Annotated in this window: 18 protein-coding genes; 2 read left to right on the top strand and 16 right to left on the bottom strand. The window is 49.7% G+C overall.

The annotated features are described in order from the left end of the window. Positions 1–61: 61 nt before the first annotated feature. The 16 genes from GBH70_RS11995 to GBH70_RS12050 form a co-directional block, all read right to left on the bottom strand. Positions 62–1,579, bottom strand: a complete 1,518-nt coding sequence (locus GBH70_RS11995) for an acyl-CoA carboxylase subunit beta (protein ID WP_151681274.1) — start codon at positions 1,577–1,579, stop codon at positions 62–64. Positions 1,580–1,583: 4 nt separating this feature from the next. After that, a complete protein-coding gene (locus GBH70_RS12000; protein WP_151681275.1) occupies positions 1,584–2,366 on the bottom strand; it encodes an enoyl-CoA hydratase in 783 nt (260 codons plus the stop codon). Further along, positions 2,363–3,271, bottom strand: coding sequence for a hydroxymethylglutaryl-CoA lyase (locus GBH70_RS12005; protein ID WP_151681276.1), 909 nt, complete (start codon positions 3,269–3,271; stop codon positions 2,363–2,365). The genes GBH70_RS12000 and GBH70_RS12005 overlap by 4 nt, the downstream gene beginning before the upstream one ends. A gap of 12 nt (positions 3,272–3,283) precedes the next feature. After that, positions 3,284–3,493: an acetyl-CoA carboxylase biotin carboxyl carrier protein subunit gene (locus GBH70_RS12010; RefSeq protein ID WP_151681277.1), complete on the bottom strand. Its 210-nt coding sequence runs from the start codon at positions 3,491–3,493 to the stop codon at positions 3,284–3,286. 12 nt (positions 3,494–3,505) lie between these two features. After that, positions 3,506–4,843: an acetyl-CoA carboxylase biotin carboxylase subunit gene (locus GBH70_RS12015; protein ID WP_151681278.1), complete on the bottom strand. Its 1,338-nt coding sequence runs from the start codon at positions 4,841–4,843 to the stop codon at positions 3,506–3,508. 42 nt (positions 4,844–4,885) lie between these two features. Continuing rightward, a complete protein-coding gene (locus GBH70_RS12020) occupies positions 4,886–6,028 on the bottom strand; it encodes an acyl-CoA dehydrogenase family protein (RefSeq protein WP_151681279.1) in 1,143 nt (380 codons plus the stop codon). 237 nt (positions 6,029–6,265) lie between these two features. Further along, positions 6,266–8,221, bottom strand: coding sequence for an acetate--CoA ligase (locus GBH70_RS12025; protein ID WP_151681280.1), 1,956 nt, complete (start codon positions 8,219–8,221; stop codon positions 6,266–6,268). A 19-nt stretch (positions 8,222–8,240) separates the two neighbouring features. Further along, a complete protein-coding gene (locus GBH70_RS12030; protein WP_371862179.1) occupies positions 8,241–9,023 on the bottom strand; it encodes an enoyl-CoA hydratase/isomerase family protein in 783 nt (260 codons plus the stop codon). 14 nt (positions 9,024–9,037) lie between these two features. Then, positions 9,038–9,193, bottom strand: coding sequence for an AMP-binding enzyme (locus GBH70_RS17835; RefSeq protein WP_253693824.1), 156 nt, complete (start codon positions 9,191–9,193; stop codon positions 9,038–9,040). After that, positions 9,135–9,344 (bottom strand): AMP-binding enzyme, encoded by a 210-nt coding sequence (locus GBH70_RS17300; protein ID WP_371862256.1) that lies wholly within the window; start codon positions 9,342–9,344, stop codon positions 9,135–9,137. The genes GBH70_RS17835 and GBH70_RS17300 overlap by 59 nt, the downstream gene beginning before the upstream one ends. Continuing rightward, positions 9,301–9,699, bottom strand: a complete 399-nt coding sequence (locus GBH70_RS17305; RefSeq protein WP_308697052.1) for an AMP-binding protein — start codon at positions 9,697–9,699, stop codon at positions 9,301–9,303. Before GBH70_RS17305 ends, GBH70_RS17300 begins: the two co-directional genes overlap by 44 nt. Positions 9,700–9,821: 122 nt before the next feature. Further along, positions 9,822–10,421 (bottom strand): AMP-binding protein, encoded by a 600-nt coding sequence (locus GBH70_RS17310; protein ID WP_253693827.1) that lies wholly within the window; start codon positions 10,419–10,421, stop codon positions 9,822–9,824. Continuing rightward, a complete protein-coding gene (locus GBH70_RS17315; protein ID WP_253693831.1) occupies positions 10,399–10,593 on the bottom strand; it encodes an AMP-binding protein in 195 nt (64 codons plus the stop codon). The genes GBH70_RS17310 and GBH70_RS17315 overlap by 23 nt, the downstream gene beginning before the upstream one ends. 346 nt (positions 10,594–10,939) lie before the next feature. Further along, entirely contained in the window at positions 10,940–11,149 is a 210-nt protein-coding gene (locus GBH70_RS12040; protein WP_151681282.1) for a hypothetical protein, read from the bottom strand. A gap of 34 nt (positions 11,150–11,183) precedes the next feature. Then, positions 11,184–11,558: a hypothetical protein gene (locus tag GBH70_RS12045; RefSeq protein ID WP_151681283.1), complete on the bottom strand. Its 375-nt coding sequence runs from the start codon at positions 11,556–11,558 to the stop codon at positions 11,184–11,186. Between the two features lie 228 nt (positions 11,559–11,786). Beyond that, complete coding sequence (locus tag GBH70_RS12050) at positions 11,787–12,998, bottom strand: ornithine--oxo-acid transaminase (protein ID WP_151681284.1); 1,212 nt, start codon at positions 12,996–12,998, stop codon at positions 11,787–11,789. 167 nt (positions 12,999–13,165) lie between these two features. Here GBH70_RS12050 and GBH70_RS12055 point away from each other — a divergent pair, with 167 nt between their 5' ends. Together GBH70_RS12055 and GBH70_RS12060 are read left to right on the top strand one after the other, a co-directional pair. After that, a complete protein-coding gene (locus GBH70_RS12055; protein ID WP_151681285.1) occupies positions 13,166–14,521 on the top strand; it encodes a sigma-54 interaction domain-containing protein in 1,356 nt (451 codons plus the stop codon). A gap of 203 nt (positions 14,522–14,724) precedes the next feature. Beyond that, complete coding sequence (locus GBH70_RS12060) at positions 14,725–16,203, top strand: amino acid permease (RefSeq protein ID WP_151681286.1); 1,479 nt, start codon at positions 14,725–14,727, stop codon at positions 16,201–16,203. The last annotated feature ends 124 nt before the right edge of the window (positions 16,204–16,327 follow it).

Genomic DNA, 16,327 nt, shown 5'->3' on the forward strand with positions numbered 1-16,327 from the left:
GCCATGCCAGGTGCACCGAAAAAAGCAGCCGCGCATCAGCCTGCAGCTGCTTTTTTCATCCCTAAACCGGATACACCGGATGTTTCGGTGCGGATAAATCCTCATACTTGGAGCTGTACATCTCCAGCCGCCGCTCCAGTTCTTCCCGCAGTTCATTCCCTGGCACAACCGCATCCACCACCAATTCAGAAGCGAGCCGGTAGACATCAATATCCTGCTGGTATTCCGACCGCTTTTCAGTAATGAACGCCGCCCGTTCACTTTCCGGCAGCGCCGCGATTTTATTGGCATACACCGCATTCACCGCAGCTTCAGGGCCCATCACCGCTATCGACGCTGTCGGAAGCGCAATACAGCAGTCCGGTTCGAACGCTGGGCCTGCCATCGCATACAATCCGGCACCGTACGCTTTACGGACAATGACCGTCAATTTCGGCACGGTCGCTTCACTCATGGCAAAAATCATTTTCGCCCCATGGCGGATGATGCCGGCCCGTTCAACTTGCGTCCCGATCATAAAGCCCGGCACATCAGCCAAAAACAAGAGCGGGATACGGAAAGCGTCGCAAAGGTGGATAAACTTTGCCGCTTTATCAGCGCTGTCGTGGAAAAGCACGCCACCTTTCACCCGCGGCTGGTTGGCAATGATCCCGACAGGCCGGCCGCCAATCCGCGCCAGACAGGTAATAATTTCTGCGGCAAATCTCTTTTTGATCTCGCACATCGACCCTTCGTCAATGATCCGTGCAATCAGCTCGTACATATCAAAAGGGGTATTTTGATTTTGCGGAACCAATTCCTCGATCGTTTTTTCAAAAACGGCCGGCGCCTTCGCTTCCGTTTTCTCCGGTTTTTCGGAAAAATTGCTTGGGAAATAGGTTAAGTATTTTTGCACATAACGGATCGCTTCTTCTTCCGTTTTCACCAGAACATCGCCGCAGCCTGACACCGTGCAGTGCATTTTTGCGCCGCCCATTTGTTCCAGCGTGACCTTTTCCCCGATCACCATCTCCGCCATGCGCGGCGAACCTAAATACATGGATGCATTGCCTTCTACCATGACAACTATATCGCAAAACGCCGGAATATACGCCCCGCCGGCAGCGGATGGCCCGAACAACAGACAGATTTGCGGCACTTTTCCAGACAGGCGCACCTGGTTGTAAAAAATCCGGCCCGCCCCTCTTCTCCCTGGAAACATTTCAATTTGGTCAGTAATCCGCGCCCCGGCGGAATCAACAAGATACAGGATCGGGCAGCGCAGTTTTTCGGCCGTTTCCTGAATGCGGATGATTTTTTCAACCGTCCGCCAGCCCCACGACCCGGCTTTTACTGTAGAATCATTTGCCATCACGCAGACGGTACGGCCACCGATTTTTCCTATTCCTGTCACCACGCCATCCGCCGGCAGATCCCCGGCGAGCACATTGGCAAAAAGCCCGTCCTCAGCCGCAAGCCCTTCATCCAAAAGCAGTTCCAGCCTTTTACGGACAAACAATTTGCCCTGCTCCCGGTCTTTTTGGTGGTATTTTTCTTTGCCGCCCTGTAAAATCTCCGCTTTTTTACTTGCATAATCCATTGCATTACCTCCCTTTGTACACCGGCGCGCGCATTTCCGCGAATGCACGCAACCCTTCGAGCCGGTCTTCTGTCGGAATCAGCGCGCTGTAGGCGAGTTCCTCTATTTTTAAGCCTGTTTCAAGATTCGTCTCGGCACCCCGGTTGATCGCCGTTTTTGCCTGCACGAGCGCGAGCGGCCCGTTCTTTACCATCGCGCCGGCCAGTTCACACGCTTTTTCCATCACTTGCTCGCGCGGCACGGCGTATTCAAGCAGGCCGATCGCTTCCGCTTCTTCCGCGGAAACCCGCCGGGCCGTGTAAATCAATTCCTTCGCCTTCCCCATGCCGACGAGCCGCGGCAGCCGCTGTGTACCGCCCGCCCCCGGTATAATGGCAAGCGAAGTTTCGGTCAACCCGTATTTTGCTTCAAGGGCGCCGATGCGGAGATCGCAAGCCAGCGCTAATTCAAGCCCACCACCAAATGTCGAACCGTTTAAAGCGGCAATGACCGGCTGCGGCAGCCCGGCCACTTCATTAACCACTTTGCCGATCTGCCGGACTGCCTGTAAAACTTCTTCCTCTTTCATTCCTCTCCGCTCTTTTAAATCGGCGCCCGCACAAAAAACTTTTTCTCCAGAGCCGGTCAGGATCACAACGCGGATGCTCCGGTCTTTCTTCAAGTTCTCCAATACCTCATCCAAATCAAAAAGCATCTCTTTCGACAATGCATTTGCGGCCTGCGGGCGGTTCAGCGTAATGACCGCAAGCCCGCCCGCGCGTTTTTCCAATAAAACGGTTCCTGTCATGCTCCTCCCTCCGAACGATAAATTTCCATCTGCTTACTTTTGAGCGGCTTGCCGAGAACGCCTTCGATCTGTTTCGCCGCCTCGAGCGTTTTATGAAAATCGATGCCGGTTTTGATCCCCATTTGATGAAACAAATACAGCAGATCTTCAGTCGCGGCATTGCCGGATGCCCCTTTCGCATACGGGCAGCCGCCGAGCCCGCCGGCCGCGCTGTCAAAAACGGTGATCCCCATTTCAAGCGATTTTACGACATTGGCGAGGGCCGTTCCCCTCGTATCATGGAAATGCATCGCAAGTTTCCCTGCATCAAAATGCGGGAGCAATTCGTCGAGCAGCCGATCAACGTCGGCCGGCACGCTGGCACCGATTGTATCCCCGAGCGATACTTCATCCACGCCCATTGCAAACAGCCGGTCCGCTACCTCCCTCACCTGCTTCGGTGAAACCGGTCCGGCATACGGACAGGCAATGACAGTCGAGATGTAGCCCCTCACCGTTTTTCCGGCTGATTTGGCTTCCTTCACAACTTTTTCCAAAACCGGATACGTCTCCGCGATCGATTTATTGATATTGCGAAGGTTATGGGCTTCGCTAGCCGAGAGAAAAACGCTCACTTCATCGACATCCGATTTTAGCGCGCGTTCGAGACCCCTCATGTTCGGAACGAGGGCGGCATATGTTACACCAGGCTTCCGTTTGATTTTTTCGAGCACCGTGCCGGCATCGGCCAGCTGGGGGATCCATTTCGGGTGCACGAAAGAACTCGCTTCGATATAAGTAAGGCCCGTTTCCGACAGCGAATTGATCCACGCAATCTTATCTTCTGTCGCCACCACCGTTTTTTCGTTTTGCAGCCCGTCGCGCGGACCGACTTCTTTGACGATCACTTTTTCAGGCAGTTTCACAACCCCACCCCCTTACGCCAATTCGACCAATACATCGGAGTCGTTGACAAAATCCCCTTCCTGTACATGGACTTTCACAACTGTCCCGTCTTCTTCCGCCGCAATCGGGATTTCCATTTTCATCGACTCCAGGATGACAACATCGTCCCCTTCCTTCACTTGGTCGCCTTCTTTAACGAGCACTTTCCAGATACTTCCAGCCATGCTTGCGGTGATTTCCATATGGTTCTCCTCCTAATTTAAAAAATCGTCCACAAAATGGGTTGTTGTATATCCTTTTAAAAACTGTTCATGACTGACCGTTTCAATCAGCATCGGGATATTTGTTTTGATTCCTTCAATTTGATAGTTTTCAAGCGCGGACCTGATCCTTTCGCATGCTTCTTTTCGCGTCCTGCCCCAGGCGATAAGTTTTGCAATCATCGGGTCGTAAAATGGGGGTACCTCTGAACCCGCTTCAACGGCGCATTCGTTTCGAATCTCGTCCCCTTCCGGCAGCCGCAAAGCGGTAATTTTTCCGGGCGATGGAAAAAACGATTCCGGATCTTCGGCATAGATGCGCACTTCAATCGCGTGCCCGTTTCGCTTAAGCATTTCCCTCGTGATGCCCAGGCGCGCGCCGGAAGCTATCTTCAGCTGTTCCTCCACAATGTCCAGCCCTGTAATTTCTTCCGTCACCGGATGCTCGACCTGCAGCCGCGTATTCATTTCAAGAAAATAAAAGTTTTGATCCCGATCGACGATAAATTCAATCGTTCCGACGTTCGTATAGCCGATATGTTTTGCCGCCTGCACCGCTGCTTCGAGCATTTTTTGCCGGGTTGCTTCACTGATAAAAGGCGATGGTGCTTCTTCGACGACTTTCTGGTGCCGGCGCTGGATCGAACATTCCCGTTCCCAAAGCGGCACGATATTTTCGTACTGGTCTGCTAAAATTTGAACTTCTATATGGTGCGGCTCTTCAATATATTTTTCAATAAACATCGTGCCGTCCCCGAAAAACATTTCCGCCCGCTTTTTGTTGCCGGCAAAAGCTTTTCGCAGTTCGGCTTCCGACCGGACGAACTCCATGCCGATCCCGCCCCCGCCCGCGGAAGCTTTTAACATCACCGGATAGCCGATTCCTTGTGCTGCCTGCACCGCCGCTTCTTCATCTGCAAGCGGGGCATCAACGCCTTCTATGATCGGAACGCCGGCTGCTTTCATCGTCCGGCGCGCTTCAATTTTGCTGCCCATTGCCGCGACAATTTCAGGGGGAGGGCCGATAAAAACAAGTCCTGCTTCAATGCATTTTTTTGCAAAGGCCGCATTCTCCGATAAAAGCCCGTAACCGGGGTGGACCGCTTCCGCCCCGCTCTCTTTTGCCGCTTGTATGATCGCATCGGCGTTTAAATAGCTTTGGTTGACAGGCGGCTTGCCGATGCAGTACGCTTCATCCGCCTCGCGCACAAACAGAGACCCTGCGTCCGCTTCCGAGTAAACTGCAACAGATTGGACACCGAGCTTTTTGCAGGTACGGATCACACGCCGCGCAATCTCACCCCGATTGGCAATGAGGATTTTTTTGAACAATTGGCACCGCTCCTTTCCTGGTTATTCATTTTTCCTATCAATCTAGCATCCAAGTTGGCGCGCAATCACAAGCCGCTGAATTTCGGATGTACCTTCGCCGATTTCCATCAACTTGATGTCACGGAGGTGGCGCTCAACATCATATTCGCGCATATACCCGGACCCACCGTGGATCTGGATCGCCTGGTTGCAGGCGCGAAATCCCATTTCGGACGCAAAAAGTTTTGCGTAGGCGGCTTCTTTGCTGAACGGTTTTCCCTGGTCTTTCAACCATGCCGCCTTATACACGGCATTGCGGGCAAGCTCGATTTCCATCGCCATATCGGCAAGCTTAAACTGAATTGCCTGGAATTTTGAAATCGCCTGCCCGAACTGCTTCCGTACTTTTGCGTACTGGAACGCTTTTTCAAACGCAGCCTGGGCGATGCCGACCGATAAGGCCGCGATCGAAATGCGCCCACCGTCCAGCGTATACAAAAACTGGCTGAAGCCTTTTTTCTCATCGCCGAGTAAGTTTTCCACCGGGACGCGGACGTTTTCAAACACGATCTGGCATGTATTCGACCCGCGTACGCCCATTTTGTCGTACGGGCTTGTAATCGTGACGCCCGGGGCATCGGTCGGCACGATGATCGCGGAGATGATATTGCGGCCGTTTTCTCTTGTTCCGGTCACGGCCGTCACAATCACCTGACGGGCATACTGGGCGTTTGTAATCCAGCATTTTTCCCCGTTGATCACCCATTCATCGCCGTTGAGTATCGCTTTTGTCCGTGTGCCGCCCGCATCCGACCCGGCATTCGGTTCCGTCAGCCCGAAAGCGCCGAGCGTTTCGCCTTTTGCCATCGGGACGAGCCACTTTTGCTTCTGTTCTTCAGTGCCGAAATAATAAATCGGGCTTGCGCCGAGGCTGATGTTCGCGGCATAACTGAGTCCCGTACCGCCGCATGCCTTTCCGATTTCTTCAACAGCGATGCAATATGAAATCGTGTCCCCTCCCGCGCCGCCGTATTTTTCCGGAAAAGGGATGCCGAGAAGCCCGAGTTTTCCGAGCTTATCAAATGTTTCGATCCGCATTTTTCCAGTTTCATCCACTTCCCGTGCATACGGCTTGATCTCTTTCTCGGCAAAATTCCGAACCATTTCCTGCAGCATTTTCTGTTCTTTGGACAGTTCGAAATCCATGTTTCTCCTCCTTAGAAAAGGATTTGCGATACATTAATTTCAAATTAATAAAGGGGCATCTCCTCTTTTGTTTTGCTGATTTCTCATACCTTTCCGCCGATTTTTTTAGCATTTCCGCCGATTTCTTGGAGATGCTCGCCGTTTTTTCAACGTTTTCGCTGATTTTGTAAAATCAGATGTCGTTCACTCATACGTGGCACAAATTTGATTTATGTTCCGCTCCGCCGCTGCAAATGTTTATTTTTTCAAACCTTGCTCCGCCACCAGTTTTTCAATCCGCTCGACTGTTGCCGGATCCTCAAGGCCGGTCATGTCGCCCACCGCAGCCCCTTTCACAACAATTTCTTTTAACAGGCGGCGCATGATTTTTCCGCTTACCGTCTTGGGCAAAGTGTCCGTAAACAAGATTGCTTTCGGCTCGGCAATTTTTCCGATTTGCTCGACAATGCAAGCCTTGATCGCTCCCCTTAGTTCATCGCTGTCTTCCATGCCGTCGCTCAGGCGCACAAAGCAGACCGGCACTTCACCCTTGATTTCATCGGGAATACCGATGACAGCGGCTTCAGAAACCCCCGGGACTTCGAGCACTGCGCTTTCCATTTCCATCGTGCTCAGGCGATGGCCAGCGACATTGAAAGCATCATCTGACCTACCGGTGACCCAAACATAGCCGTCTTCATCGATCATCGCGAGGTCACTCGCATAATAGCATCCTTCCACCTGACTGAAATAGGAACTCAAGTAGCGCTCCGGCTCTTTCCAAAGCGTCCGGCACAGCATCGGAAAAGGCTTTTTAATGACGAGGTTCCCAAGACTCCCCGGCGGCACCGGTTTCCCTTCCTGATCCACCACATCAACCGCTGCGCCTAAAAACGGCCTGCCCGCTGATCCCGGTTTCATCGGCGTCAGCCACGCGGCACCGGCAAGCGGCGATCCGGCTGTTTCCGTCTGCCCCCAAGTATTATTTACACAAATCTTTTTCTTCCCGAGCACTTCATACGTCCACTGCCATGTTTCGGCATCAAACGGCTCACCGACAAGTGAAACAACATCCAGACAGGATAGATCATATTTTTCAAGCGACTTTTCGCCCATGCTTTTTAACATTCTCAGCGCGGTCGGTGCGGTGAATAGTTTATTGACCCGGTACTTTTCAATGATCTTGTAAAACCTGTCTTTTTCCGGGTAATCAATTGCCCCTTCGTAAATGACCGTTGTCACACCATTTGCGAGCGTGCCGGCAATGCCCCAAATATGCATCGTCAACCAGCCGATATCTGCCGAGCACCAAAGGACATCGTCATCATGGTGGTCCATATGGTATTTTGCATAAATGTAGTTTTGCACGACAAACGCCATCCCGGAGTGGACAACGCCTTTTGGTTTTCCGGTTGTGCCGCTCGTATAAAACACAATTCCGTACTCGTTCGCTTCCAGCCTTTCCGGTTCGCAAACGATACCTGCTTTCTTCGTTTCCTCATGCCACCAATAGTCGCGTCCTGCCTGCATCTCCACATCAAGCCCGAGCCGGTTCACGACCACGACCGCCTCAATGGATGAAATATCCGGGATAACATGGTCGACTTTTTCCTTTAAATAAATCTTTTTCCCCCTTCGCTCAGTCGCGTCCGCGGTGACAATGACTTTTGGTTCAAAATTGATGAGCCGGTCTTTCAGCGATTTTTCCGAATAACCGGAAAAAATTGTGTTGTACACTGCACCGATCCGGAAGCAGGCAAGAACGGCAATGACCGCTTCCGCCAAATTCGGGAGAAAAATTGCCACGCAGTCGCCTTTTTTCACGCCAAATGAGCGCAACACATTGGCAAACCGGTTCACTTCGGCGAGCAGCATGCTGTACGTGTAAAAATTCGAATCGCCGTTTTCCCCTTCCCAAATTAGCGCTGTCCGGTTGCCGGCCCCTTTTTCAATATGGCGGTCAAGCAAATTCACACACGGATTGCTAATGCCGCCTTCAAAAAAGCGGAACCCGGGCAGGCTGCCGGTCATCGTTTTTTTCCACGGCTCATACCAAACAAGTTTTCGGGCAACGCGACCCCAAAACTCGGCGGGATCCGCCTGGGACAGCCGAAGCAGTTCCTGGAACGCTTCGCTGCTTCCGGTATCCGTTGACCGCACTTTTTCTTCACTTGGATAAACAAGTTTGCTTTTGGCAATGCCGCTTTGGTCCATAGGCATGCTCCTTTCCTAATTATTGGTCCAGAAAACGCGGATTCCGTTTTTCGATAAATGCCTGCAACCCTTCACGCACGTTTTTTGTCTCAAAAACTTTCCCAAAATATTCGGCTTCCGTGACTAGACCTTCATCCATCGTTTGTTCATATCCCTCTTCCACGGCTCGCTTGGCATACATTAAAATCGGGAACGAGAACTTGCAAATCTCCCGTGCCAGTTCGAGTGCTTTTTCAAGCGATTTTCCTTTCGGCACAACATGATTCACCATGCCGATTTCTTTCGCTTCTGCGGCTATTAAAGGCTTGCCGGTAAAAATCATTTCTTTTGCTTTCGCTTTGCCGATAAGCCACGGCAGCCTTTGCATCCCACCTGAACCCGGAATGATGCCGAGCGTCACTTCGGACAGCCCGAGCTTCACCTGCTCCTCCGCGATCAAAATGTCGCAGCATAAAGCCAGTTCCAGCCCACCCCCGAGCGCTGGCCCGTTGATCGCGGCGATGGTCGGAACAGAAAACGTTTCAATTTTCCGGAGCGGCGCCTGCAGCCAGCGCGATTTTTCCTTGGCGTAATCTGCTCCTTTTCCGATCCACTCTGGAAATTCTTTGATGTTCCCGCCCGCCATGAACGCCCGCACACCGGCTCCGGTGACGATCACCACTTTCACATCCGGATCATTTTTTACTTCGTCCGCAGTTTGGCTTAACGCTTCGACGACCGCCTTGCTGTATATATTGACAGGCGGATTGTCGATCGTGATCATGGCAATTTGGCCTTGTTTTTCCAAGGAGACAACTGGCAAATGGATTCCTCCTTTCATCCCGCGCCGAACTGTTCACGAAGTTTAAATTTCTGCACTTTACCGGACGGCGTGCGCGGAATTTCATCGGCAAAAATCACTTTGCGCGTTTTTTTATAGCTGGAAAGATACTGTCTGCAATATTCGACCACTTCTTCCTCTGTCAGCTGCATACTCTCTTTTTTTCACAATGACAGCGCAAACCGCTTCAATATATTTCGGGTCAGGGATGCCGATTACGGCTACTTCTTTAACTGCCTCATGCCGGTAAAGGACATCTTCAATTTCCGTTGCATAAATATTCCCGCCTCCGCTTCGGATCATATCTTTCTTTCTGCCAGCGACGGTTAAATACCCTTGCGCATCGACACCTCCCAGATCCCCCGTTTTGCACCAGCCGTCTGTCTGTAAAAGTTTCCATTGTTGCTTCAGGCTTTTTCCAATACCCTTCCGAAACAGCCGGGCTTTTGATGAGGATTTCTCCAACTTTACCTGCAGGAAGGGGGCTTCCATCTTCATCAACAATTTGAATCACCGTCAGCGGCATCGGCTTTCCAACCGTTCCGCCTTTTTTACCGGCATCTTGCGGGTCCAATGAAGCGGCAATCGGCTGCCCCTCGGTAAGGCCGTATACCTGGACGACACCGATATGTGGAAAAATTTCTTTGATTCGTTCCAGGGTTCACGGCATCAGAGGATCGCCGCCGGTATAAATCGTTTTCAAATCCTCCAGCCGGTATGTTTTCAGTTCAGACAGATGCAGCATTTCATAAATCATGAACGGAAACAAAAAACAGCGGGTCACTTTTTTTTTTCAAAGACGGAGAGAACTCTTTGAATCTCGAAGTTTTTGCTTTTTGTAATAATCACTGTGCCGCCCCTCATGAGAACCGGAAGGGCAACGTCTTCCATCGCACCAACATGATAGAGCGGGCCCGTCGTCATGGCTGTTTCTTTTCCGGAAAAATTCCACTTTAAAACCTGGATGGCCGAAAACCAGAAAGTCGTGTTATGCGTCCAAATTGCACCCTTTGGCCGCCCGGTCGTACCGGATGTATACATCATCATGACAGGATCATTTAAATAAATGGATGCCACGCCCGGTTCGTCCTGCGACCCTTCCCCGAGTATGCTGAACGGTGCAGCCCAGTCCGGCACTTCTGTTTTTTCATCCGCGAGGCAGAAGTAATGTTCAACCGGAATTTCTTTTCTAACCTGGGCGATACGTTCAGCCAGCCCGGCATGAAAACATAAAATTTTTGTTTCGAAATCGTTTAATGCGTAGGCCAGTTCGGTGCTGGACAGGAGGAAATTCAACCGGACTGCGATCGCTCCGATTTTTGCTGCCGCAAAATAAAGGCCGAAATATTCAAGGCAGTTAATAGAGCAGGATCCCGACACGGTCCCCTTTCCGGACGCCGAGGCGGATCAGCTGGTTGGCGTAAGCATTTGAGATGCTGTGCAGTTTTCGAAATGTCCATGCTCTCCCCGCTTCTTCCCTGATAGCAGTTTTTCCGGAAACGGCCGGGTTTGGATCATCTGCAATGTTCTTGATCATCCAGCCAACGTGCAACCATATTCCCCCTCCCCAAATCTTTGACGCCAAAGCAAAATTGAAAAATGCTTGGCAAGCGGTCAGTACGTTTTGGAAAAGGCCTGTTTTTTAGAACCCCCTCTTTTTCATTTTATGATTGGAAAAGGTGCTTTATGGCATAAAAATAGATCCGGGAATTCAGAAAATCGTTCTGAATTCCCGGATCTATTTTGGAACTTCAATTGGAGCTTTTCGTCCCATTCCGTCGACCTTGCATTCCAAAACCCGTATTTTTTATCCCTGAACACCGTTCGATACGGGAACAGAAACACCCAGCAGAGATACGGGCTTCCGCCGAAAGATCCTCACCTATTTTTTATACTCACTATTCAATATCCGGTTTCTGCTCTACTATACAAAGTTTTTTCCCATCTTCCATTTGTGCGAGATAAATATGTATCGGATTTTTTCCGGCTAAAATCAATGTTGGAGAAAAATTTTCAGCTTTCCGGTAAAAAGCCATGCCGCCAAAATAATCTTCAAAATAGTCAGCGAGAACCAATACGCCGTTAACATAAACTTTATCCTTATCCATTTCAAAATCTATATGCGGTACAGCAGGTATGATTTCATCGTTTACGTGGTTCTCCCAAGGCTGAGTTAATACCGCCGGCATGGCAGGTAAATTCTTCCGTTATCTCAGGTGCCCCATCAATGTTGAAATAAATTTTGTTGTTCCCGCTCTTTGCAAGCGCTAGAGGCATTCCCTTGTACAATACAATTTTATCCGGATAGGAAGCTGCATTAAAGAAATAAAACCCTTTCTCATCTTTTTCATTAAAACTAATCCGGTAAGAATCCAGCCACGCAAATATTTCAGGTAAATCGAAATGCTTTGGAAATAAATGCGGCACCTTGACTGTGTTTGCCTTGGATTCCAGTAACCAGACAAATATATCATCCAACCCGATTATATTGTTGAAAATCACGATATTTCCTTTCATAATGGTCCATTAAACAGTACTTATAATAAATCATCATACTCCCTTAAATGATCCTCATTGATTCTTTCCTTTACGACACAAATCGGCATTATTAATCATTTTTAATGTCCCATCTCCCTTAATATTTTTTATAATGGATTTTTCTAATAGGTCTACTATATAAAATTTTTACTAAATAGAAAAAGGCCACCCTTCTAATTTTGAGCAGCCTTACTAAAGTTGGAACCATCAATTTTTCTCTTCAAAAACCTTCCTGATCCGCTCGACCGCCCAGTCGAGTTCCTCTTCCGTAATTACTAGCGGCGGCGCGAAACGGATGACATTTTCATGCGTTTCTTTGCACAACAAACCTTCTTCTTTCAGCGCTTCACAGAACGGGCGTGCCGGTTCCGTTAGTTCAATGCCGATAAAAAGGCCGCGGCCGCGGATTTCTTTGACTGACGGATGTTTGATACCGCGGAGCTTTTCCAGCAGATCGTTTCCGAGTTTCAAAGAACGCTCCACCAGTTTTTCTTCTTCAATCACTTCAAGGCTTGCCAGCGAAACGGCGCAAGCAAGCGGATTGCCCCCGAATGTTGAACCGTGAGAACCCGGATTGAACACGCCCAAAATGTCTTTGTTTGCAGCAACGCATGAAATTGGCATGACACCGCCGCCAAGCGCTTTTCCGAGAATGAACACATCCGGTGTGACATCCTCCCATTCCACCGCAAACAACTTTCCGGTCCGGCCGAGGCCTGTTTGCACTTCATCGGCCATCAGCAGGACCCGATTTTCCCGGCAAATTTTCTCCGCCTCTTTCAAAAACCCTTGCGGTGGAATCCTGATGCCCGCTTCGCCTTGAATCGGCTCGACAAGGAATGCGGCCGTATTCGGGGTAATCGCTGCTCTTAAAGCTTCTACATCACCGTACGGAATAAGTTTGATGCCTCCAATCATCGGCCCAAAACCACGTTTATACTCTTCTTCCGACGATAGCGACACCGCGAGCAGCGTGCGGCCGTGGAAGTTGCCGGTGCAGGCGATGATTTCCGCCTTGTTGTCAGGCACACCTTTCACATCGTATGCCCAACGGCGTGCAGCTTTAACTGCCGTTTCAACCGCTTCCGCCCCGGTATTCATCGGCAGGACCATATCTTTTTTCGTCAATTGACAAACTTTTTCGTACCATTCGCCAAGCTTGTCGTTGTAAAAGGCACGCGAAGTCAGCGTCACACGATCCGCCTGGTCTTTGAGCGCCTGGATGATTTTTGGATGCCGGTGCCCCTGGTTCAGTGCCGAGTACGCACTCAGCATATCCATATAGCGGCGGCCGTCGACATCTTTTACCCACACCCCTTCCGCTTCTGCAATGACGACCGGAAGCGGCTGGTAATTATGCGCGCCGTACTGTTCCGTTTTTTCAATGAGCTTTTTTGTATGATTCTCTACATGTTCCATTGTTCTTCCCCCTTCTTGCACAGTATTTCTCTATTCTTTTATACGCAAAATTCATGCCAATATGAAAAAGCGTTTAACTACCTGTTTCTCCCCTGCTTATGTAAAAAATTTTGCATCCAGCCGCAAAATTTTTTAAACTTTTCATAAAGGAACGCGGAGGGTGAAAAATGAAAGATAAAGAGGCTTTTATGTTTGCGCTGTACGAAAAAATTATGAATCTTGTCGATGTCGGCATCCATGCGGTCGATGAAGAAGGCCGCACCATTATCTATAATCAAAAAATGCGGGAAATCGAAGCGATGGAAATCCGCGAAGTGCTGCACAAAAAATTGACAGACGTGTTCCAATTCCACGGCAGCGAAGAAAGCACGCTGCTTCAGGCACTCCAAAGTGGGAAAGATAGCCACCGCGTGAAGCAAACCTACTTTAACAACAAAGGCCGGGAAATTACATCCGTCAATCATACTTATCCGTTTCTTTACAATGGAAAAGTCAAGGGTGCCGTGGAGATCGCGCAGGACATTACGAAAATCGACCGACTCATCCGCCGGAACCATGAACCCAATACTGGCTATACATTTGGCCATATTATCGGAAAAAGCAAAGCCATTTTGGAAGTCATCGAGTTTTCGAAGCGCGCCGCCCGCACTTCCTCCTATGTGCTGATTATCGGCGAAACGGGGACAGGCAAAGAGCTGTTTGCGCAAAGCATCCACAATGAAAGCGAAAGAAGCCGCGGGCCGTTTATTACGCAAAACTGTGCCGCACTTCCTGATAATCTAATCGAAAGTATTTTATTCGGGACAAAAAAAGGTGCTTTTACAGGGGCTGTCGACCGCGCAGGGCTGTTCGAGCAGGCGGACGGGGGCACGCTTCTGTTAGATGAAATCAATGCGTTAAATATCCATCTGCAGGCAAAACTTTTACGGGTGCTGCAGGAGAAAAAAGTGAAACGGATCGGCGGGACAAAGGAAAAACCAGTCGAAGTGCGCGTCATTGCAACGATGAACGAAACGCCGTATGAAGCGATCACAAACCGGCACCTGCGCAAAGACTTGTATTACCGACTCGGCGTCGTGACGCTGTTTATACCGCCTCTAAGGGATAGGGTGGAAGATCTGCCGCTTCTTACGGACCATTTTATTCAGAAATACAATAACCTTTTTCAAATGAATGTAAAAGGCGTAAAACCGGAAGTGCTCACATTTTTCCGGTCATACCGCTGGCCGGGCAATATCCGGGAGCTAGAGCATATGATCGAAGCCGCGATGAATGTCATGTTTGAGGAGGAATGGATTGATTTTCACCACTTGCCAACGCAGTACCGGCACCAGAACGGGACACCTGATGCGAATTTTACACAGCCCCTTTTAAAAGACCGGCTACTTGAATTTGAGAAACATTGCATTATAGAAGCACTGGAGGCGAACGGCTCTAATATTTCGAAGGCGGCGGAACAGCTGGGGCTGAGCCGGCAAAGCCTGCAATACCGGATGAAACGGCTTGGGATTAAACCTTTCTGAATTTTTCCAGTCCCGGACCTGCAAAATTTTTTTGCATTTTACCAGGTGCTGTTTTCCGGGAAAAACAGTACCTTTATTTAAAATATCTGTTTGGCATGAAAATTGCAAAAATCCCGATGCGAGTATACTCTATTATTGGTAGAAAATACTTCAATTCTTTTGTAAGCGTTTTATAAATATGGACGAAGGGAGCGAAGGGGACAATGGATTTGGAGAAGCAAGAAATTCATTTTCCAAAGCCGCATCAAAGAACGCTGCGCAAGGGACTAAAAGCACGCCATTTAACAATGATTTCGATTGGGGGTGCGATCGGAACCGGCCTTTTCCTCGGGAGCGGGGCGGCGATCCACTTGGCCGGCCCGGGTGGTGCACTGCTGGCGTATGTTTTGGTCGGCACCATGGTGTATTTTGTGATGACAAGCTTGGGTGAAATGTCCGCCTATATGCCGACAAGTGGCGCATTCAGCACGTACGGGACAAAATTCGTCGATCCGGCTTTCGGCTTTGCACTCGGCTGGACGTACTGGTTTAACTGGGCAATGACGATCGCGGCGGAGTTAACGGCTTCGATTATGATCATGAAATTTTGGTTCCCGCACAGCCCATCGCTGTTGTGGAGCATGACCTTTTTTGTGCTGATTTTTATGCTCAATTATTTGTCTGTCAGGGGTTATGGTGAAGGAGAATACTGGTTTTCATTTATAAAAGTCGCTGCAATTATTCTTTTTATTGTGGTCGGGTTATTGATGATTTTTGGCATCATGGGCGGGGAAGCAGTCGGCCTGAAAAACTTCACGGTGGAAAAAGCACCGTTTCCGGGAGGATTTCTCGGCACCTTTCTCGTATTCATCGCTGCCGGTTTTTCGTTTCAGGGTACTGAAATTGTCGGCGTGGCCGCGGGTGAAAGCGAAGATCCGGCCAAAAACGTTCCGAAAGCCATCAAAAGCGTTTTCTGGAGAATTCTTTTATTCTATGTGCTCGCAATCTTGGTGATCGGGCTGCTTGTTCCGTATACAAACGAAAACCTGCAAAGCGAAAACGTCATGGTCAGCCCATTCACGCTTGTTTTTAAAAAAGCCGGGCTTTCGTTTGCGGCATCGCTCATGAACGCTGTTATTTTGGCAGCTGTATTGTCGGCCGGCAATTCAAGTCTATATGCCTCGACCCGGATGCTGTACGCGATGGCGAAAGAAGGCCAGGCCCCGCGCATTTTTGCAAAGCTAGACAAGCGGGGCGTCCCGGTGCCGGCCATGGTTTTAACGGCTGTTGTCGGCATGCTTGCGTTCTTTTCTTCGATTTTCGGCGACGGCATCGTGTACGTCTGGCTCATGAATTCCATCGGCATCACCGGCTTTATTTTCTGGCTTGGCATCTCCGTCAGCCATTACCGGTTCCGTAAAGCTTTTCTTGCACAGGGGCACTCGCTGGATGAGCTCCCATACAGGGCGAAATGGTATCCGTTCGGGCCGATATTTGCCATCGCCGTCTGCCTGATCGTCACGCTCGCCCAGGATTACCAGGCATTTCTTGCCACACATATCGACTGGGGAAATGTCATCGCCGCCTACCTTGGCATCCCTTTTTTCCTCGCCCTATGGCTTGGGTATAAAATTGTAAGAAAAACAAAAGTCGTTCCACTCGAAGAACATCATTTTAATATGATTGCCGATCCGAATGATTGAATGTTTGGAAAAAAACCGGAGAGATGAAGTATCCCCCTAAGCTGGTTTTTAGTCCAACTTAGGGAGGACACTTCAAGGCCCGGGTTTTTTAATAGGTAATTGCCAAGCTTTCTTAAAATCACTG

The organism is Weizmannia acidilactici (assembly GCF_008974225.1).
GTDB classification, from domain to species: Bacteria; Bacillota; Bacilli; order Bacillales; family Bacillaceae_C; genus Weizmannia; species Weizmannia acidilactici.

Coding starts and splice junctions, on each gene's coding strand:
- GBH70_RS12010 (WP_151681277.1), bottom strand. CDS start 3,493: ATGGAAATCACCGCAAGCATGGCTGGAAGTATCTGGAAAGTGCTCGTT.
- GBH70_RS17300 (WP_371862256.1), bottom strand. CDS start 9,344: ATGATCCGAAGCGGAGGCGGGAATATTTATGCAACGGAAATTGAAGAT.
- GBH70_RS11995 (WP_151681274.1), bottom strand. CDS start 1,579: ATGGATTATGCAAGTAAAAAAGCGGAGATTTTACAGGGCGGCAAAGAA.
- GBH70_RS12055 (WP_151681285.1), top strand. CDS start 13,166: ATGAAAGATAAAGAGGCTTTTATGTTTGCGCTGTACGAAAAAATTATG.
- GBH70_RS17835 (WP_253693824.1), bottom strand. CDS start 9,193: ATGCAGCTGACAGAGGAAGAAGTGGTCGAATATTGCAGACAGTATCTT.
- GBH70_RS12000 (WP_151681275.1), bottom strand. CDS start 2,366: ATGACAGGAACCGTTTTATTGGAAAAACGCGCGGGCGGGCTTGCGGTC.
- GBH70_RS12060 (WP_151681286.1), top strand. CDS start 14,725: ATGGATTTGGAGAAGCAAGAAATTCATTTTCCAAAGCCGCATCAAAGA.
- GBH70_RS12050 (WP_151681284.1), bottom strand. CDS start 12,998: ATGGAACATGTAGAGAATCATACAAAAAAGCTCATTGAAAAAACGGAA.
- GBH70_RS12045 (WP_151681283.1), bottom strand. CDS start 11,558: ATGAAAGGAAATATCGTGATTTTCAACAATATAATCGGGTTGGATGAT.
- GBH70_RS12040 (WP_151681282.1), bottom strand. CDS start 11,149: ATGGATAAGGATAAAGTTTATGTTAACGGCGTATTGGTTCTCGCTGAC.
- GBH70_RS12020 (WP_151681279.1), bottom strand. CDS start 6,028: ATGGATTTCGAACTGTCCAAAGAACAGAAAATGCTGCAGGAAATGGTT.
- GBH70_RS12025 (WP_151681280.1), bottom strand. CDS start 8,221: ATGGACCAAAGCGGCATTGCCAAAAGCAAACTTGTTTATCCAAGTGAA.